14 protein-coding genes are annotated in these 20,409 nt (G+C 39.6%); 5 read left to right on the top strand and 9 right to left on the bottom strand.

Annotated elements, in window-relative coordinates:
• Positions 1-162 precede the first annotated feature (162 nt).
• Complete coding sequence (locus KI375_RS24445) at positions 163-3,249, bottom strand: efflux RND transporter permease subunit (RefSeq protein WP_212975993.1); 3,087 nt, start codon at positions 3,247-3,249, stop codon at positions 163-165.
• Positions 3,250-3,347: 98 nt separating this feature from the next.
• Between KI375_RS24445 and KI375_RS24440 the strand changes: the two genes are divergently transcribed.
• A complete protein-coding gene (locus tag KI375_RS24440) occupies positions 3,348-4,187 on the top strand; it encodes a TetR/AcrR family transcriptional regulator (protein ID WP_212975992.1) in 840 nt (279 codons plus the stop codon).
• A gap of 83 nt (positions 4,188-4,270) precedes the next feature.
• On the opposite strand, the gene KI375_RS24435 is transcribed toward KI375_RS24440, so the two are convergent.
• Positions 4,271-4,915, bottom strand: a complete 645-nt coding sequence (locus tag KI375_RS24435) for a trimeric intracellular cation channel family protein (RefSeq protein WP_212975991.1) — start codon at positions 4,913-4,915, stop codon at positions 4,271-4,273.
• Between the two features lie 405 nt (positions 4,916-5,320).
• Positions 5,321-6,847: a mechanosensitive ion channel gene (locus KI375_RS24430; protein WP_212975990.1), complete on the bottom strand. Its 1,527-nt coding sequence runs from the start codon at positions 6,845-6,847 to the stop codon at positions 5,321-5,323.
• Between the two features lie 178 nt (positions 6,848-7,025).
• On the opposite strand from KI375_RS24430, the gene KI375_RS24425 reads away from it, so the two are divergent.
• Positions 7,026-9,212, top strand: coding sequence for an ATP-dependent helicase (locus KI375_RS24425; RefSeq protein ID WP_212975989.1), 2,187 nt, complete (start codon positions 7,026-7,028; stop codon positions 9,210-9,212).
• A 500-nt stretch (positions 9,213-9,712) separates the two neighbouring features.
• Here the strand turns inward: KI375_RS24425 and KI375_RS24420 are convergent, their stop codons facing one another.
• From KI375_RS24420 to KI375_RS24405, 4 genes are all read right to left on the bottom strand, one after another.
• Positions 9,713-10,339, bottom strand: coding sequence for a fumarylacetoacetate hydrolase family protein (locus KI375_RS24420; protein ID WP_212975988.1), 627 nt, complete (start codon positions 10,337-10,339; stop codon positions 9,713-9,715).
• Between the two features lie 67 nt (positions 10,340-10,406).
• Positions 10,407-12,011 carry an ABC1 kinase family protein gene (locus KI375_RS24415; protein WP_212975987.1) on the bottom strand — a complete coding sequence of 535 codons (1,605 nt, stop codon included), beginning with the start codon at positions 12,009-12,011 and terminating at the stop codon, positions 10,407-10,409.
• A 144-nt stretch (positions 12,012-12,155) separates the two neighbouring features.
• Entirely contained in the window at positions 12,156-13,481 is a 1,326-nt protein-coding gene (locus KI375_RS24410; protein WP_212975986.1) for an outer membrane protein assembly factor BamB family protein, read from the bottom strand.
• Positions 13,482-13,579: 98 nt separating this feature from the next.
• On the bottom strand, positions 13,580-14,143 hold the full coding sequence (locus KI375_RS24405; protein ID WP_212975985.1) for a hypothetical protein: 564 nt from the start codon (positions 14,141-14,143) through the stop codon (positions 13,580-13,582).
• A gap of 109 nt (positions 14,144-14,252) precedes the next feature.
• Here KI375_RS24405 and KI375_RS24400 point away from each other — a divergent pair, with 109 nt between their 5' ends.
• The gene (locus KI375_RS24400) at positions 14,253-14,747 is read left to right on the top strand and encodes a GNAT family N-acetyltransferase (protein ID WP_212975984.1); all 495 of its coding nucleotides are present in this window, start codon (positions 14,253-14,255) and stop codon (positions 14,745-14,747) included.
• 60 nt (positions 14,748-14,807) lie between these two features.
• On the opposite strand, the gene KI375_RS24395 is transcribed toward KI375_RS24400, so the two are convergent.
• Positions 14,808-15,716: a LysR family transcriptional regulator gene (locus tag KI375_RS24395; protein WP_212975983.1), complete on the bottom strand. Its 909-nt coding sequence runs from the start codon at positions 15,714-15,716 to the stop codon at positions 14,808-14,810.
• 201 nt (positions 15,717-15,917) lie between these two features.
• On the opposite strand from KI375_RS24395, the gene KI375_RS24390 reads away from it, so the two are divergent.
• Both KI375_RS24390 and KI375_RS24385 read left to right on the top strand, forming a co-directional pair.
• A complete protein-coding gene (locus KI375_RS24390; protein ID WP_212975982.1) occupies positions 15,918-17,018 on the top strand; it encodes a 5-methyltetrahydropteroyltriglutamate--homocysteine S-methyltransferase in 1,101 nt (366 codons plus the stop codon).
• A gap of 145 nt (positions 17,019-17,163) precedes the next feature.
• Positions 17,164-18,525: an MFS transporter gene (locus KI375_RS24385; protein ID WP_212975981.1), complete on the top strand. Its 1,362-nt coding sequence runs from the start codon at positions 17,164-17,166 to the stop codon at positions 18,523-18,525.
• Positions 18,526-19,128: 603 nt separating this feature from the next.
• Here KI375_RS24385 and KI375_RS24380 read toward each other — a convergent pair.
• Positions 19,129-20,109, bottom strand: coding sequence for a Gfo/Idh/MocA family protein (locus KI375_RS24380; RefSeq protein WP_212975980.1), 981 nt, complete (start codon positions 20,107-20,109; stop codon positions 19,129-19,131).
• Between the last annotated feature and the right edge of the window lie 300 nt (positions 20,110-20,409).

Below are 20,409 nucleotides of genomic sequence, written 5' to 3'. Positions count from 1 at the left end.
CAATGTACTAGTTCAGACGAAAAGACAGGATGTTACGATCTTAGCCTTTAATCTTCTGGAATCAGTAGGATGAAAATAACCCCACTGATAGAAGTTTCACTTTTTACAAAAAAAACAGCCCTGCAAGATGTCACACCACCTTACAGGACTGTTCCCTATTAATTAATTCTCTTCAATCTCTTTCCGGTTTTTCTTAAACAACTTGGACAAGATCTCATACACGATCGGTACAATGATCAATGTTAGCAGGGTAGAGCTTGCTAGACCACCAATAACGGAAATGGCTAGGCCTTTCGAAATAAAGCCGCCTCCACCTTCTGCACCGACAGCCAATGGAATTAATGCACCTATGGTCGCAATTGCCGTCATTAGGATTGGTCGAAGACGTGTAGCCCCCGCTTCTAAGATCGCTTCACGCATACCCATACCATCACGTTCCATCCGGACAATACGATCGACTAATACAATCGCATTGGTCACGACAATTCCAATAAGCATCAATAGCCCCATCATCACGGATACCGAGATCGTTTCACCTGCGATATACAAACCAACAAATGAACCAATCACCGCAAATGGTAATGAGAATAGGATTGAGAATGGTGCAACTCCCTCTCCAAATGTCACCACGAGAATAAAGTAGACAATTGCAATCGCAGCAAGCATCGCTACTCCTAATTGAGTAAAGGTCTCTGTCATATCTGCAGCTACACCACCAACATCCACTGTGACACCTTTCGGTAAATCTAAATCATCAATCGCTTTATCGACTTCAGATGTAGCTTTTGAAATATCATCCCCAAGGATCGTCCCGGATACAGTTGCGTAGTATTCACCTTTACTACGTGCAAGTGTATTTAAAGTTGTGCCTTCTTCCACTTCCACAAGTTCTGATAAGGGCATTGTTGTGCCAACCGCAGTTTCTACAGGTTTGTCCAGAAGCTCATCAATGGATTCAGGTTGTTCTTCTTGCTCTTGTTGAACAATGACTTTCACTTCATTTCCATCTTTTTCAATGGTTGTTAAAACCTCTTCTTGTGAGCTTGGATTTAACAGCATCACAAGTTGGCCAGCTGTTAAACCATATTGCAATAATTCATCTTGCTCTACTTTAAAAGTATATTCAACATAAGGATCTTCCGCATCGGAAGTAACATCTTCAATGCCATCATTTTCGTTCATCACGTCTTCTAGCAGGCCTACAGATTCATTTAGCCTATCAAGATTTTCACTATAGAGTGAGTAACTAATTTCATTGGTAGACATTCCCATGGAGGAGAAATCTTGGCTCTTCCACTCGCCGGATTGACCAATGTCAAACACATAGTTTTCAATTTCTTTGCGGACTTCTTGGAAGTTATCCATATCGGGATCAAAGATAAGGTACATTAGCGCACCACCAGCTCCCCCGCCCATCATAGCGGACATGGAATCGCCACTCTCGGTAATCGATAATTGTAAAATATCAATATCATCCCGTTTTAATAACTCTTCTTCCACTTTTCCTACATTCTCTAACGTATCTTCTTCCAATTCTCCTGTTGCAGGTGTATAGGTTAAATACATTACTTTCTCTTCATCACTACCTAAGAAACTAAATCCAATCAGAGGCGTTAATGTCAAACTACCGATTAATAAGATAATCGAAATGATCGATGTAATCGCCTTGTGATTCAGTGTCCATTCAAGAGCTTTCTTATAGCCGTTCGCTAGTTTACCAACCTCTTTATGGTGACTTTCCGTCTTCTTTCCGTATATCTTTTTCCTAAATAAGAAATGAGATAAAGCAGGCACGATCGTGATCGCCACGATTAAAGAAGCACCAAGCGCAAATGCCATCGTTAAGGCAAATGGTACGAATAGTTCCCCAACCATTCCTCCTACAAAAACTAGAGGCGCAAATACGGCAACCGTAACTAATGTGGAGGACATAATCGGTTTAAACATTTCAATCGTTGCCTCTCTAATCAATGCACGTCCTGTTAACTTCTCATTTTTCAAGTGAAGTCGCCGATAAATATTCTCCACAACAACAATCGAGTCATCAATCACCCGCCCAATTGCTACCGTTATAGCCCCTAGGGTCATAAGGTTTAGGGTAATATCCAACCAGTGTAATAATAATAAAGCCATGAAAATCGAGACTGGAATCGATACAACCGATATAATCGTCGATTTAAAATCACGCAGGAATAGAAGGATAATCAAGATGGCGATCAGTCCACCAAATAGAGCCTTTTCGATCATGGTTGCAACTGAATCTTCAATTGGCTCTCCTTGGTCAAGTGAAACGTCCATAACAAGACCGTCAATATTCTTCTCTTCCTCTTTGACTAATTTCTTCACTTCATTTACAACATCAACAGTATTCGCTTCTTGCCCTTTAATCACTTGAATGGCAATCGCATCTTCCCCATTTGTACGTGAAACCGATTCTACCTTACCAACTAATTCCACTTTGGCAATATCACTAAGTTTGACAAATGGAGATGGATTCGTTTCTGAAGGTGTAACAGGAATTAACATGTCCTTCAATTCATCAACGGTCATGAATTTTCCGTCTATCGCAACAGCCTGTTCACCTTCTTCAAATTCATACAGTCCTAATGAAACAGCCATATCACTTGCTTGTATCATATCTTTTACAGTGTCTTCCGTTATATCCAGTTCAGCCATTTTTTCATCATCATATGTTAGATCGACTTCTTCAATGTGCTGACCTGTGATCGATGCAGAAGCAACACCGTCTAGCTTCTGAATTTTCGGCAGAATAATATCTTCAACCGTGGATGTCAGCTCAACAATGTCTTCCTCTGTGCTACTCACACTAAGAGCTACGACAGGCATCATATTCATATTAATTGCCGTAATTTCTGGGACCTCTGCCCCATCCGGCAATGTTACATCATCTAAAGCGGAGCTTAATTCTCGATTCGCTTCGTCCATATCAATTCCATAATCATATTCCACTTGAATATTAGACATGTTAGAATAAGAGTTGGAATAAACAGCTTTCACATTCTTTAGATTTTCTATCTTTTTTTCTAGAGGCATGGACACTTCTTCCATAACCTTTTCCGGAGTGGCCCCAGGATAGACATCCATCACCATTAAATACGGAATCGAAATATCAGGAATGGTCTCCGTCTTCATGCGACTTCCCGAATATAAACCAAAGACTACAATAATAATCGTCAGAAGCCATACGGCTAATTTATTTTTTATGACAAAATTGACTAAACCCTTCACTACAATACCTACCCCCAATTGACTTTCCTAACTTAATTACCTATACTAATGACTAATTAGTCAATTGTCAACAAAAAAGTTAGAGGAGAAACATTCGAATGCTAAAAAAACAATTAATTATGGAAAAGGCGTCAGAACTTTTTGCAAAACAGGGGTTTGAAGCTACTTCTGTTCAACAAATTACCGATCATTGTGGAATTTCTAAAGGAGCCTTTTATCTTTCTTTTAAATCCAAGGATGAATTGATTTTAACACTCATTGATCATTTTATGATGCAAATCACTTCAGATATTGACTACTTGGTCAAAACCTCATCTGAAGATAAGCTTCTATATGAATTTTACTACACATGTCATACATATTTTCATAAACATATGAACTTTGCGCGAATTTTTATGAAAGAACAAATGCAAACCGTGAACCAAGAACTTATTGTGAAAATGCATGATTATGATAAATTTCACGAAAAGGCAATCTTATCGATGATTGAACGATTATACGGTGACGAAGTTAAGGATACGAAATACGACCTCATCTTCTGTATAAAAAGTTTTATGAAGATGTATGCGGAGCTATTTTTATTTGAAAATATTCAATTAGATTTTCACTTATTGTCCCAAACCCTTGTAGAGAAGACCAATTTATTAGCTAAGCACATGACGAAACCGTTTATTTCCCAAGATTACACACTTTTAATTGAACACGGGAAAAGCCTTAACATCACCAAGGAACAACTGCAGTCTGTCATAGAGAAAAAGATTAGTGAAATGGAAGAATCACTTGAAAAGGAATCTTTACTCTTGCTAAAACAGGAATTAACAAAACCTTCTCTCGGGCTGGTCATTATTCATGGGTTAATCGAAAATATCCGCAATCACCCTCATTGTAAATGGGTTGCTTATTTATTGAGAAATTATTACCAAATAGACAAAAAGTAATACGATAAATCAGTGGGGTTTTTAGAGAAAGTAAAAAAAAGGGGGAATATGGTTCCGAACATGGAAATACTTTCCCCTTTTAATCACATTTTGCTTTTGGCATTACTACTTTGAACCCTGTGCAGTCGATTCCAATTTCCTTTTCGGGGTAAATTCCATTTATAGTAGACTGATAACATTCTAAACAGAACAATGAAAGCCAGTAACAGATAAGTCGCCGATGGACTTTTGATCAAACCTAAACCAATAGAAAGACCTGCTAATGCCGCCCATAAAGCGTAAATATCTGAATGGAAAATCATCGGTTTTCGGCCAGCAAATACATCCCGAAGCATCCCGCCCCCCGCACCAGTTATGGTGGCTGCAATAATCACAGCAATAAGTGGTGCATCAATAGAAACCGCATATCTAGCCCCTTGAATGGCGAAGGCCCCTAAACCAATCGCATCAAAAAAGACGACCCATCTTTGCCAAAAATGTATCCATTTACTAGGGAAAATAAATACAATCAATATCACGAAAAAAGCAACAGCAAATAACAAATCTTGCTGCCATATATTTTCTATCGGGATCCCAATTAAGAGATTCCGAATCAAACCACCGCCAAAAGCTGTTGTGTACCCTAAGATAAAAACACCTAATATATCATAATCTTCTTCTATCGCTATCAGTGCACCACTTATTGCAAAAGCTAGTGTGCCGATGATGTTAAGGATCTCCCAGGTCAAGGCCATTCTCCCCCCAAAAATCAATCATTCTCTTATTATAACCATTGATTCACAATCCGGCTATGTGAATTACTTGCCAATTCATTTATCTTATTATTGAGCATAAGACCGATTAATAAGGTGAACCTTCAATCGACACGACCTTACGATTTAGCCTTTCTCCTCGGCATTTTGGAGACGGCCAGGGTCGCCCGCTATTACGCTTTTTCTTGCTTTTCGCTATTTCGGACACGGCCAAGCCAGCCGCCCTTACGCCTTTTCTCTTTTCTCCCCATTTCGGGCATGACCGAGGTCCTTTCACTTTTATTGTGCGGAATCTCCCTGCCAGATTTTATAAAGCAAAAAAAGACGATCAAATAGGGGCTTTCCCCTGATTCGATCGTCCATTTTACATCCTTCTATTGATTACTCCATCTCATTGTCATTTTTTACTTTCGTTTCTTCAATGGTTTCATCAAATTTACGTAAATATTTACTAGCAAATTCCTTTCCGCCAAGACCGAAGGCTAAACCAAAGGCAAGAGCAAGGGCTCCAAGGATCAAGGTAAATGCCGATGCGACTATGGATGTGGCAATGCCTAATTGTGTTAGTGCCATAAAGACAGACAATGCAATAATCGCATATTTTGCAAATCCAGCCAAAATCTTAATTGCAGGGCCATGGAGCAAATTGATCAGTACTTTTTCAACGATGTTCGCCAAGATTAAAGCAACACCAAGAATGAGCACTGCAGCCAATACATTTGGTAAATAAGCTGTGATAGCAGTTGCAATACCAACTAGGAAGTCAAGTTTAATTAAGTAAAGAGCCTGTATCGTTAGGAAAAAGATGATCAATACTTGCACAATATATCCGACTACAGTAGAAGCCTGCATTTTGGTTGTATCTGCTTTTGTCTGACCCATTTGCAGTTTAGCCGTCATGTTATCAAAGCCAGTACGGCTTAAAAAGTCACTCACAAATCCGCCAATGAATTTACCTAACCAAATTCCGACAAAGACTAAGGCAATAGCGATAAGGATATTCGGAATCATATTCATTACTTCATGTAACATACTGATCGCAGGTTCAGTGATGCCTGTTAAGTCCAATTTTTCAAGTGCTGTAATGGTAACTGGAATCAAGATCAGGATAAAGACAAGGTTACCGATAAAGGTAGCTAAACCCGAATCCCCAAAGATCTTACCCATTTTCAACTTACTAACCAGTTTCTCCGATCCAACCGCTTGTAAAAGATTCACAACAATATTTTTAACAATTCTTGCTAGGAACCAGCCTACTGCAAAAATGATGGCTGCAGCAATGAATTTAGGAATAAAAGCTAAGATCGTCGCCAACAAGCCACTAAATGGCTCCGAAACTCCTTGAATATTTAAAGCATCCATAACACCAGGAATAAAGATTAGTAGAATGAGATAAAAGGCCACTTTTCCAATTGTTGCTAAATATTCATCCGCTTTTTCGATGGTATTGGCTAATTTTATTTTTACAAGCAAATGGTTCACATGGATTTTTTTACTTCCATGTACAATCGCCCATTGAAGAAGAGCGCCAACCACAAATGCCAAAGCAAGGATTAAAACCGCCTTGAGGACCGCAGGAATAAATGCTAAGAATGTTGAAATTAAATCGGTCAATGGGTTTGCGATCATATTTAAATTTAAAACATTAAAGAACAAAATCAAAACAAAGACAAGTAAAATATAATAAATAATTTTGCCGATAATTTTATTCGAATCGACAGGTGGCTCTCCAGGTCGAACCTTTCTATAAAGCTTTTCATCTAATTTCGTCTTTTTGAGGGCCTTTTCCACCCCACCAGCAATTATTTTGGCAATCAGCCAGCCAACTAGTAATACAAGAATGGCCACAACAAAGTTTTGCACACCGTGGAGGAAACCAGATGTTGCATACATATCAAAGATATTCATATATACACTCTCCTTATTTATTTAGCTAAACGCATCTAGTGGTTATATTACCTATTGTTTTTCGAATTAAACTTTTATTTACAAAATTATATAAAATGTAGACATCACCTTATGGACTCCTAGGCAGTATGTTAAAATAATCTATTAATAGCTAAAGCAACAGAAAGGATTTTGCATGATGCTTGTAGGGGAAGAATTTTTTAATAGAAAGAAACAGGAACTAGGGGTTTCGCTGAATGATGTTCAGAAAAGGGCGGTTTTGAATACAGAAGGGCCATTGCTGCTTCTAGCATCGCCTGGTTCTGGAAAAACGACAACTCTTATTATGAAAATAGGATACTTAATTGAGGTAATAGGGTTAACTCCTTCACGCATCAAGGCGGTGACCTTCAGTAATGCTTCCGCACGAGATATGAAAGAACGCTATCAACGTTTCTTTCCGACACTCCCCCCTGTCGAGTTTTCAACGATTCATAGCCTTGCCTTTCAGGTTGTACGTGAGTATTTCTATAACAGGAAGATTCAGTATCAGATCATTGAAGGAACCGATCCTAGCCCATTCAATAAAAAAATGCTTTTACGGGATTTATTTAAGTCGTTCAATCACAAGGCTATAACAGATGATCAGTTGGACGAATTGCTTACATATATTAGTCTGATTAAAAACAAACTAATTCCCAAGGGAAAATGGGCCAATATTTCCTGTGATGTTCCACATGCCTTACAGATTTTTGAAAAATACGAACGCTTTAAAAGGGCTGGAACCGATCAACTACTTGTCGACTATGATGATATGCTGACAATTGCCAAACAGGCATTTGAAAAGGAGCATACCTTACTAGCTAAATATCAACGAAAGTACGATTATGTGCTGACCGATGAAAGTCAGGATACCTCCCTCGTTCAGCATGCGCTTATAGAAAAATTGGTCGATAATCACAAAAATCTATGCGTCGTGGCAGATGATGACCAATCGATTTATCGTTGGCGAGCTGCGGAGCCACAATATTTACTTGATTTTAAAAAGGTGTATCCAGACGCCCAGACTTTAATGATGGTACAAAATTATCGTTCCTCCCAAGACATCGTTAGTGTTGCAAATACGTTTATTAAACAAAACAAAAATCGTTACAACAAAAATATGTTTACTGAAAATGCAGCTTATACGCCAATCAAATTGAAAGCATTAGACAATTATCAATACCAATCCAGCTATTTAGTCGATCAGATTGGCAAAGAAGAGAATCTGCGCGAAATCGCAATTTTATACCGTAATAATGCTTCATCAATTTTACTTCTGGATGCATTGGATCAAGCGCATATTCCTTTTTATATGAAGGATTCCAATAATCGCTTTTTCAGTCATTGGGTTGTGGAAGATGTACTAAACTTTATGCGCTTGTCGTATGACGTGACTCGAGTAGATATTTTTGCACGAATTTATTCTAAGTTTCATCTTTATCTAAAAAAGGCACAAATCCAACAACTGACTCAACGCTCAACCAATCAATCAGTCTTTGATCTTTTAATCAAATTAGACGATTTAAAAGATTGGCAACTGGAAAAAGTGAAAGCTTACCAAAAACACTATCAACAAATGCATGGGAAAACACCTTTTCAAGTGATGCTGATTATTCGCGAAGAATTTGGTTATGAACAAGTGCTCAGAAAAATGTCAGAACAGCTAGGCTTTAACATCGACTATTTATTAGAAGTGCTGAATACACTGGAAGAGATCGCCAAATCAACGAATACAATGGTTGAATTTGCAAAGCGGTTAAATCACCTGGATTCCTTATTGAAGAAATCCAAATATAATAAACAGCAAAATGCCATCACACTTTCCACCTTCCATAGTTCCAAAGGCTTGGAATTTGAGAAGGTCTATATGATCGACTTAATCAAGGGAGTCATCCCTACCAAGGCTGAAGATGAGCTGCTCAAAGAAGGAAAAAGAGAAGAAATGGAAGAAGCTGTGCGCCTTTTCTATGTTGGCATGACAAGAGCAAAGAGGGAATTGGAACTGCTCACTTATAAGAAGAGATTCGGAAAAAAGGTCGGCCCTTCTAAATTTGTACTAGATGTCAAAAGGATTCTTCATCCTAAAGAAGAAAAGCAACAGCAATCTAGCAGAATAGCCATATCCCAAAATAAGAATCAGAAAGGGAGAATTCCCGATAACCCTAATGTGATCAGAGATCCCGCGAAACTCCTTTCCGGACTAAAAATCAAACATCGCGTATTTGGGCCAGGCGAAATTGAGCAAAGCTCAAATGACACCCTAATCATTCGTTTCAAAAAGGATTCAAAAACCTTATCAATCGACACCTGCCTAGAACACGGATTACTTGAAGTGGTGGAATAAAGTGAACCTTCAATCAGTGGGGTTTTCTTTCATCCCCCATTGATTTCAGAGGTTCAAAGGCTAAAATCGCTCCGTCCTGGCGGCAGACTCAAACACGATGTCCTGTCGCTTCGTCCGCACTACCTCCTGTACGTCGCTACGCCGTTTGTGACCAACATCTTGTTGTCCTCCGACAAGCAAATGTTCCTGAACCTAGGAAGGGTTATTAAGCAGAACATCGGCTAAGTTCGCCACGTCCGCATGTCTTCATCGATGAACTCACATCCTGTTAGCTTCTCGGGCTAGGCGCTGGAGCTGGATGGCGACCGCGATGCAGGCTAGTTATCCACTAGCTATTTCCTAGGCTGCAAAAAAGCCCGCTTTCTCATGAGTAAGATGGAGAAAGTGGGCTTTTTACTATTGGCATTTCCTTGGTGAACCTGAATTTTCCTAACGGTTTGTTCCATCTGTGGATCTTAGGCTTGATTATCAGAAAGCATGGTTTGAAACAAGCGGGATTTTCAACTCATATGAACAGTAAAACTTCCTTTTCGTTCCTCTCCCCACTGCAATTCGTATTTTTCACCATCTGCAATGGGACCGACCCCTTCAGGAGTTCCTGTATATATGATATCTCCTTTTTTCAAACCAAAGTTTGCTTGAATATATGCTAAAATGGTTTGAAAAGAGAAGATCATCGACGTTATATTACCCTTTTGCGCGGCCTCCCCATCACGTAACAAGCTGAAGTTCTCTTTCCTACAGGCATCCTCACTAGGAAAATCCCAAAAATCCGTTACAATCGCCGCATTTTTAAATCCTTTTGCGAGAAGCCATGGATGCCCCTTCTTTTTCAACTCAGATTGCACATCTCTTAAGGTCAAATCCACCCCAAGCGCCATCTTCGTCACGACTTTATCAACCTGTACATCCTCATCCACTATGTCTTCCCCTATGTATAAAACAACCTCAAGCTCATGATGAATCTCCCCGCGATCTCCTGGATAATCGATCTCCTGCCCATCCGCATACACTAAAGAATTCACAGGCTTGGAAAACACCATCGGTTGATCTGGCACAGCATTCCCAAGTTCCACCGCGTGATTAACATAATTACGACCAATACAAAATATATTACGAATTTCCATTTACTCACACCTTTCGGGGACAGACCCCCACCTTGTTAACGCGTTGCCAGAGCGGGGGACAGGCCCCCTATTGCATGTATTTTATCCATTTTTTTAGCTTATAACTATTAATTGTATATCCGGCAATCGAAATGACTGATAGAGCAATTGTAAACTTTAAAATAAACGGATTTGATAAGTATGCTCCAACAAGAATACCTAATAGGCTAAGCAATGTTAGCTGAAATAGCTGTTTTTTACGATTTTCATAGATCGTAAATCGAAATTGTCTTCTTTGTTCATTTTCCTTCAAACGTTCGAATGTTTGTGGTGCTTTTAAAAATTCCTTAATGGAATGAAAGATCTTGAATACTGGCTGTGCCTGAAACCATTGCCAAATAAAGGACCATTTACTTCCTTCGTGCATTACCCATTCCATGAAAACAGGCTTAGCCAATTCAAGAAGCTCTTCGTCTGGTGTTAAATGAACAATGATCCCTTCAATCGTCACAAAAGAACGCCCTAGAAAAACAAAGCGAGTTGGAACCTGAATGGGAAGCGCTTGAATCATATCGTTCAATTCCAGTTTCAGTGCCAGCAAATCAACTTCTGTTAATTGCGCAGGTTGGAAGGTCATCCATTCGGCTAAAACCTTTTCCATTAACCTAGTATCTGCTTCTGGGAGTAAGAATCCTAAACGAGTTAGGCAATCAACAGCTTTTGTATAATTTTTGGCTAGGAAGCTTTCAATTAGGCTTTGAAAGGCAGCCGCGTCATTTTTAGATATTTCCCCCACCATACCAAAGTCCAGTAAAATGACCCGCCCCTCCTTGGATACAAGAACGTTTCCTTGGTGCGGATCAGCATGGAATTTCCCTGCCTCAAGCCATTGTGGAAGAAATACTTTGATGAGACGCTGAGCCAATTCTTTACGAGTAATTGGTAATCTTTCAACAGCCTCGGAATCAGTTATTTTCACCCCGTCGACCCATTCCATCACCAACACTTTAGGTGTACAAAGGGCGGGATAAACAAACGGAACTTGGACAATATCAAGATCTTTAAAACGATCCCTGAAGTAAAGAAGCGTTTCTTTCTCCTTGGAAAAGTCGAGTTCTCGCTCAATCACTTGCTTTAACTCTGTAAACAAGACCTTCAGATTAATAAATCCTTTAGGAAAGGGGACAACATGTCTAGCAAACCACATAACGATGCTCAGCGTACGAAAGTCGGTCTGAACAATGGATTGTATATGAGGGCGTTGTACTTTAATCGCCACTGTGGAGCCATCTTTTAGAACACCTCTATACACTTCTCCAATCGACGCAGAAGCAATCGCCTCCTTTTCGATCGAAAGCAACAATTCGCTATAATCACTTCCCCACTCAGCTTTGAGCGACTCCCGAATTTCTTTCCAGGCAGAAGGGGGGACATGGTCTGTAAGATCTTCTATTTCCTTAATAAACGCTGGTGGCAATAGATCTGCGCGGGTACTAATAATCTGCCCCACCTTAATTAGCAAACCCTCTAATTCAAAAAGTAATCGTCGAAATCTTCTCCCAATACTCCCCCATAAATCTTCCCAATCCGCCTCAGACTTCCTGCTTACTTTATACCAGTAAATTTGCATAAATATAATAAAAAACAAAGACAACACCTTGAACATACGAATAAACTTACCTCTAGTCTTCATCAAGGCCCCTCTTCTCTTCATTGGCGACTTTTAATCCATTCACTTACTAGTTTCACCAACAGAGCGCAAAACTCCTTCTTTAATTGTACGGGGACTGTCCCCCAATCCGTTAATGCGTTACAACAGCGGGGGACAGGCCCCACTTTATTTAATAAAATAAGCTGTTCTTTCGAAGAAGAGGGCTAAGTATTCATCGTTGATATAGTTTTCCATATAGAGATACTGATTGTTAGCGGCTTTGGCCATTTTATCGTTTAGTTCGATGTTTTCTATTAGTTCACCTGTTTCGGGTTCTAGTTTTAGTACCTTTGTTGGGGCAGAGGAGTCTTCTCCGCCTTCTTGGGTTAGAAGATATAAGGTGTCCTCCATAAGATAGGCACCAAATATAAAGTGTTGGCCAAAGTCAATGGACCAGGTTTCTTCTCCCGCCTCCATATCAGCTGCAATCAGGGTCGTGTCTCCACTATCAAAATCCATATTTTGGTAGATCACAAGTGAATCTTTGAAAATGGGATACGGGGCAACTGGTCCTATAATACTTCCTGGAAATTCATACTCATCTACTGGTTCCCCTGTCGTTGCATCATAGCTGTGGAACACACTATCTCCATCTAAAATATATAAAATATCTCCCGCAACAATGGGAATGAAATAGCGTAAATTATCAGGTAAATCCTGTGTCCACTCTTCTTCACCTGTCTCCTTTTGCAATGCGGTTAGTTGCAATTCATTGCTCACATAATAGACAAGATCACCATGAAAAGCGAGCTGAAACAAAGAACCTTTAGAATTCTCCTTTAGTGCACCTATTTCTTGTTCCCAAATAAGAGAGCCATCCTTTACATTATATTTATATAGCGTAAATTCATCCGAGAATAACATATCATCAGGCTTTGACCGTAGTCCCGCTGCAAAATAAAGGGCATCATCGATCACATAAATATCACTCAGATCATTATATTTATCCAGGTTGATTTTATAGACAGAGTCTCCTGTTTCTTTATCTAGAGCCTCGATGAATGCTTCTGTTCCCTCTTCGGTTTCGTTATTGACCAAAATGTAGTCATCTGTCTTCACACTCGGCCTTCTAAACGGGTAAGGGACTTCACTATGCCAAATTTCCTTCATATCCTTAGTATAAGCAACAGTTTCATTGTTTTCTGTATTAATAAAAAATTGATCTCCGTCTAAAAAGGCACGGTTTTCCATATTCTTGTCTGTTTCAATACGAATCCAATTGTCTTGATCATACTCATCAATCGATATACTCTCGAAATCATCAATAGAGGCTAACGGTGTACTAGAGGTTTCCTCTTCATTCCCTTCAGAATCTTCCCCTTTTCCTTTCCCCTTTTCCTCCTCAGTTGTTGTATTTTCATTCTTTTCATCATCCTTCGGAATAGCATTACTTGCACAACCTGCCATAACTAAAAACAATACCATACTTAACAATAAAACGATTTTCTTCATGAAAACATCCTTCTAATTTTATGTATTTTAGACTTTTTAATCTCAAACTATACCCTTTCTGTCAGTCTACTTAACGAGAAAGGGAAAACATTAAGCCTTCATTCTAGTACCTTAAAATCAACAGTCGCCTCAATCTTAACATACTCTCCCTCTTCTCCCAACTTCGCAAAAAAATCAGTGTATCCATTTACCTGATAATAGCCAGTCGGGAATCCTTTACCTTCCAAAAAGAGATCTATAAATTTATGATAGGATGGATCTTCTTCAGAAAACACCTCCGCTTTCTTTGCATACGCTTCACGATAAGGCTCTCCCTGCTTCAACTTAGTTGTCACACCGATTTCTCTGACGCTGCTATGAATCTGATAACCGCGTATCTTTTCATCGATTGGGAACAAAATGGCGGAGGCAGAATGAACGATCGAAACTTCCCCTTTTTCTCCAACATATTCTATCTCCCCATATAGCTTGACTTCTTCATCTTTACTGTACTCTTCTTTTTCACTCACTAGCCGAAATATAAAATCCCCCTGCTTCACCTGATCTTCCATTTGTTCTACCTTATACTGCTCCAATTCCTTCGGGTCAATTTGAGAAGATGATTGACAGCCAGCTACCAGAACGACAAATAACAAAGGTAAGATTAGCAATAATCGGTCCACAAAGCTCCTCCTATTTTAAGCATCATATACTAATCAGTATAAATGAAATAATCTGAAAACCTCAAAACTATTATATAATGATAGAATCGAATACACGGAGGTAGATATTTTGAAATGGAGAGATTACGATATAAAAATTGACAAAAAGATTGACGCCTGGATATTGCCATCATTCAGCGATAACGCCAATTTAATAAATAAATATGCCTTTTTTCATGAGCCTATCTCCCAACAATATATTTGGTATAAAGAGCACCCGTCTGAAGGATCAAATATTGCTAATTACTTTAAAGTCGTGGAAATGGAGAATGAAATCCTTGCATTTTTTATTCTTAATTATTTCAAGGATGATCATGAAAGATTAGTTTTAGGCATTAATCCAATGGCAATTCATCCTCAACATATCAACCAAGGTTATGGGACACTCATTCTATCTGACCTGATAACCAATACTGAAACAATCATAGGTCAAAAAGTAGAAATTATTTACGCTGGCATTGATGAAAAAAATGCCATTAGTACAAACCTCTTCTTAAAATTCGGTTTTAAAGAAGCGGGGAGATCACCAGATAAAAAATTTATCTATTATGAATTAAAAAAATAGCAAACGGGGGGACTGTCCCCCGATCCGTTAATGCGTTACAACAGCGGGGGACAGGCCCCCCTAAACATAAAACCCAATAATTCGTTCAAGTTCTTCTAAGTATAGCTTGGCCATGCGGCTGAGTTGGGCTTTTTTGTGGACGATCCAACCGACGGAGATGACTTCTCCTTCTTCTAGTGGGACGGAGACGATATCGGACCCATTAAGGTCGGCGCTTAGGATGCCTGTTGAGATCGTATATCCATTCAGTCCGATTAATAAATTAAATAAGGTCGCGCGGTCGCTTACTTGAATGCTTTTTTTGCTGGGGATCGTACTAAAGATTTCCTCAGAGTAATAAAACGAGTTATATTCTCCTTGCTCAAAAGTAAGACGCGGATAGTCTTCTAGGTCCTGCAAAGTAACCGATGACCTGCCAGCCAGCGGATTTTGTGAGCTTACAAAAATATGAGGAGTTGCCTTAAAGAGCAAATGAAATTCAAGTCCCTCTTCCTTAAGCAGCTGCATCATCACTTTTTCATTAAACAAACTGACATATAAAATCCCAATTTCACTACGCAATGTTTTAACATCTTCTATAATTTCATAGGTTCTCGTCTCACGCATGGTAAATTGGTATTTATCGGAACCATGCCTCTTAATCATTTCGACAAGTGCATTTACAGCAAAGGCATAATGCTGTGTCGAGACCGAAAAAAGTTGTGGTGATGGGTCAGCATTAAAATAGCGACTTTCTAAAAGCTCTACTTGCTCCACTACTTGCCTTGCATAACCAAGAAACTCCGCCCCATCCGGCGAAAGGGTAATACCGGTTGATGTTCGAGTAAAAATCGTTTTCCCAATTTCCCCTTCAAGATTCTTGATTGCTTTTGACAGGCTCGGCTGTGAAATATAAAGTTTCCGAGCTGCTTCGTTCATAGAGCCGCTTCTAACGATTTCAATCACATATTTTAATTGTTGTAAATTCATCTTTCGTCCCTCATATTCAACACTGTATTTTATTCCTTGAATCCCGCAAGAACTACCTCTATCTATTATAGCCTTAAGTTATAACCAACTATATCTTTTTTCAGTTACACTATAATACGTTCCCATGATAAGATTCAATATATTCGATTTAAAAGGATGTTCAAATAGACTTTTTTATTTAAGAGGAAAAGAGGGACTTTCATGCAAACGAAGACGACAACAATTTTCCGAGCCGACCAGGTTGGTAGCTTATTAAGAACGGAAACAATTAAAAACGCACGATTACAGAAAGCTTCTGGAGAAATTACACCAGAGCAACTGCGTGCGATTGAGGATACTGAGATCAAGAGAATCGTCGCGAAGCAAAAAGAGATCGGGCTTCAAGCCGTAACAGATGGTGAATTCCGCAGAGCTTGGTGGCATTTCGATTTCTTAGAGGATTTAGTTGGGGTTGACGGCTATTGGGCAGGAAGCGGAATTCAATTTCAACAACAACAAACAAGATCACGTGCGATTAAAGTTACAAGTAAATTAGATTTTTCTCAGCACCCTATGTTAGATGATTATAAATTTCTTCATACGGCAGCTGGAAATCATGTTGCAAAATTTGCCATTCCAAGTCCAAGTATGCTTCATTTTCGAGGAGAAATCGATCCTGCTGTTTATCCAGATGAAGAAGAATTCTTTGATGATTTAGCAAAAGCTTATAAAAAAGGGATACAAACTTTTTATGATGCTGGTTGCCGTTATCTTCAGCTAGACGATACAGCTTGGGCATACCTATGTTCAGAGGAACAAAAAGAGCAATTGCGCGCCAAAGGAAAAGATCCGGAATACTTAATTAACATGTATCTTGATACATTAAACAAAGCGGTAGCCGACCGTCCTGACGACTTAAATGTAACCATGCATATTTGCCGTGGGAATTTCCGTTCTACCTGGATTTCTTCGGGAGGATATGAACCTGTGGCGGAAAGACTCTTTGGCCATTTAAATATCGATGGGTTCTTTCTAGAGTATGACAATGATCGTTCAGGCGGTTTTGAACCGTTGCGCTTTGTCAATCGATCGGATTTAAATATTGTTCTAGGGTTGATCACTTCGAAGCACGGAAAGCTGGAACCAAAAGAAGATATTATAAGAAGAATTGAAGAAGCTTCCCAATTTGTTGATTTTAGCCAACTAGCACTAAGTCCTCAATGTGGATTTGCTTCAACCGAAGAGGGCAATCTGTTGACCGAAGAGGAACAATGGGAAAAGCTTCGTTATGTAGTCGAGCTTGCCGAAGATGTTTGGAAATAATTACGAACTAGAAAGATTATAGTGACAAACAATTTGATGAGGAAGAACGTGCTAAACATGCCGTTCTTCCCTCTCGCTCTGATTTATGAAATCAACATTTTTCCGTTCTGTTTTCGAAATATTACAAATAACAAAGGAGATTGACATGCGCGTTGTTCAGACTACACAAGTTATCGCCGAAAGTAAATTCAATAAATTTCATTTATTAGTATTTTTATGGTGCTTTTATGCCATTGCCTTTGATGGGTTTGACATCGCTCTCTACGGAATTGGATTGCCTTTTATGATGGATGACTTCGGCTTAACGACCGTTGAAGCAGGAGCGATTGGTAGTTATTCATTAGTAGGCATGATGATCGGCTCCTTTGTTCTCGGGTCCCTTTCTGACCTAATCGGCCGTAAAAAAATATTAGCAATTTGTATGGGATTATTCAGCTTGTTCTCTTTATTAGCTGGTTTTGCACCTAATGCAACCACTTTTACTATTATGCGCTTTATTTCTGCTCTTGGGATGGGTGGCTTGATGCCAGCTGTTATTGCGATCATGACTGAATATTCTCCGAAGAAGAATCGGGCTTTAACGGTTGCATTAATGTATTGTGGCTATTCAATCGGTGGAATTTTGGCCTCTCTGATTGGCATGTATGCCATGGAGAGTCTTGGATGGAGATTTCTCTATTGGTTGGGAATTATTCCTTTGCTTACTTTGCCATTTTTCCTCAAACAATTTCCTGAATCTTTATCCTATTCGATTCTTCGGAAACAAGGAGGCAAAATTGCCACCATTCTTAACAAAGTGAATCCAAAAGGCGACTATCAGGCAACAGACGATTTTGAATATGCGACTGTTCAAGAACAAGCAAAAGGACTGCCAGTGAAAAAGCTATTTTCCGATCGTCGTCTTGTTAGTACATTAGCGTTCTGGCTGGCTGTCTTTAGCTGCCTGCTTATGATTTACGGTTTAAATACTTGGCTGCCTAAAATCATGCAAGAATCGGGCTTTGGCATTACATCGAGTCTATCATTTAACCTAGTATTAGCCGTTGGGCAAATTGGCGGATCCTTACTTGGTGGAATCTTTGTCGAACGACTTGGCCATCGAAAAGTACTGTTATTCATGTTCTTAATCGGAGCAGTTTGCTTTATTTTCCTGAGCATGACATCACATACACTCGTTTTATATGGATTGATTGCTCTTGGCGGAGCTTGCACAGGCGGCACACAAAATTTGGTGAATCCATATATATCCGAATTTTACCCACGTGAAATCCGCGCAACAGGACTTAGTGTAACAGTTGGCATTGGGCGGATCGGGGCAATATTAGCACCTGTTATCATTGGTCTCTTACTTGCGACAAATGTGGCCCCTCAAAGCGCCTTTATGGCATTTGCCATTCCTAGTATTCTAGGAGGGGTGGCCTTCTTATTCGTCCAAGAAAAATATGGGAGCTTCGATAAAGTCTTGAAATCCACATCCTCTAGAGGACTGGAGAATAAGGTGGGATGATTTGAAACCTCTCTTTTAATATTTGCTTAGTGTCGTGTGTAGACAGAAATAGACCTCGCCTCTCCTTACTTGGAGGGCAGGTCTATTTTTTCATTATTGAACTGCGGCTACTTTGTAACGCAACCTTTTTTATAACACTTTCTTTGTACGAAGAGGCGCTAATTGCAGCCGCCCCCAATCAAAAAGAACCAAACCGGATAAAGTGAACCTTCAATCAGTGGGGGTTTTCTTTCATCCCCACTGATTTCAGAAGATCAAAGGCTAAATTCGCGACGTCCTGTCGGCAGGCTCAAAGCACGACATCCTGTCGTTTCGCCCGCACTAGTACGTCCTGTACGTCGCAACGCCTTTGTGACCAACTTCCTGTCGGCCCGAACCAATCGAGCTTTTACGGGCAGTGTATCCCCCACCTATGCTTCTCCGTATTCTCTAAAGCCTTGAGGTGGGGGTATTACTGCCCGTTAATGCGGGATAAAAGCGCTGGCGCCCCGTATATCGAAAGTTCGAGACAGACTGCCCGTTTATGGTGACTTTGACGTTCGACACAGGATTCAATGTCTCTTTTATCGGTCTTTTTGAACATCCTCTTAAAAATCTAGCTGATTATGAATATACTAAGCCCCATTGCTTACGAAGAGCATCCATTGTTTTCATAATATCGTGGGTTTCTTCTAAAGGCATGGTGGAGCTTTCAAGCTTCCCTGCTCTTAAACAAGCCATCGCTTCTTCAGCTTCAAAAAGATAGCCTTGAAGTTTTCGATCATCTTGAAATTCGACTACGTCTGAACCTGATTGGTGTAAATAGGCACCATCTCCAAATAAGAAGTTAGGAAGGCGGATAAAGCCTTCTGTTCCATAAATATACGCATCATTGGCTAAGTTAAGCCGCACTCCTGAGTTTAGCATTGCTGTTTTTCCATCTGGATACTCGAAGAGAGCAGAAAAGTGTTCATCTACACCCGTTTCTCCTATATGAGCACTGCTTTTAATTTGCGATGGTTGCTGACCGAAAATGAATGAGGCGAAAGAAATTGGATAAATACCAGCATCCAACATTGCGCCGCCCCCTAGTTCTTTATCTAACAAGCGACTCTTGGGGCTCCATCCCACATTAAAGCCAAAATTAGCTGTCAGCATTCGCACTTCGCCAATTTTCCCTTCCTCTAACCATTTCTTTGCTTTCACAATAGCCGGTAAATAACGTGTCCACATCGCTTCCATTAAAAAGGTATTATTTTCTTTTGCCACTTGAATTAATTCCTCAGCCTCTTCTGCATCCATCGTAAACGGTTTCTCACATAATACTGCTTTACCAGACTTTAAACATTGCAATGCACATTCTTTATGTTGAGTATGTAATGTCCCAATATAAACAATCTCAATCTCTTGATCTTGCAAAAATTGATCATAATTATCATAAGGACGGGCAATATTGAATTCGCTTGCAAAGGTAGCCGCCTTTCCCTCGGTTCTTGAAGCAACAGCCAATAGTTCAGCATTTTCCGATTGCACTAAATCTGAGGCAAACTTCCGCGAGATATTCCCCGCACCCATAATTCCCCACTTTATTTTACGCTCTGTCATGTTCATTCCCCTTTCAATTTATGTTTCCATTCTAAATTGTACCTTACTATCTAATAAATTTCCTCTATAGATTCCAGAGAAGCCTTAAAAGACCTATTCATATTTCAGTCACTTTCCTCTTTCAAGGCCATCGTCCCATCCCTATAGCTCATTATCAATACCTTACCCGTAAGCACTAGCGTTGCATAAAAAAGCGATAATAAAGTCAAGTGATTTGTTTTCTACGAGAGACGATATATAACTGAATATTCAGTTATATATCGTCTCTTTGCAAAAAAAAAAGGAGAATGGGAATTAAGG

Source organism: Bacillus sp. J14TS2 (assembly GCF_018333015.1).
GTDB lineage: Bacteria > Bacillota > Bacilli > Bacillales > Bacillaceae_C > Lederbergia.
This window is presented reverse-complemented; position numbering and strand designations above follow the sequence as displayed.

Bases quoted from the DNA above. Each gene is read 5' to 3' on its own strand.
- KI375_RS24440 (WP_212975992.1), top strand. From the start codon at position 3,348: ATGCTAAAAAAACAATTAATTATGGAAAAGGCGTCAGAACTTTTTGCA.
- KI375_RS24380 (WP_212975980.1), bottom strand. From the start codon at position 20,109: ATGACAGAGCGTAAAATAAAGTGGGGAATTATGGGTGCGGGGAATATC.
- KI375_RS24425 (WP_212975989.1), top strand. From the start codon at position 7,026: ATGCTTGTAGGGGAAGAATTTTTTAATAGAAAGAAACAGGAACTAGGG.
- KI375_RS24420 (WP_212975988.1), bottom strand. From the start codon at position 10,339: ATGGAAATTCGTAATATATTTTGTATTGGTCGTAATTATGTTAATCAC.
- KI375_RS24390 (WP_212975982.1), top strand. From the start codon at position 15,918: ATGCAAACGAAGACGACAACAATTTTCCGAGCCGACCAGGTTGGTAGC.
- KI375_RS24395 (WP_212975983.1), bottom strand. From the start codon at position 15,716: ATGAATTTACAACAATTAAAATATGTGATTGAAATCGTTAGAAGCGGC.
- KI375_RS24385 (WP_212975981.1), top strand. From the start codon at position 17,164: ATGCGCGTTGTTCAGACTACACAAGTTATCGCCGAAAGTAAATTCAAT.
- KI375_RS24415 (WP_212975987.1), bottom strand. From the start codon at position 12,011: ATGAAGACTAGAGGTAAGTTTATTCGTATGTTCAAGGTGTTGTCTTTG.
- KI375_RS24410 (WP_212975986.1), bottom strand. From the start codon at position 13,481: ATGAAGAAAATCGTTTTATTGTTAAGTATGGTATTGTTTTTAGTTATG.
- KI375_RS24430 (WP_212975990.1), bottom strand. From the start codon at position 6,847: ATGAATATCTTTGATATGTATGCAACATCTGGTTTCCTCCACGGTGTG.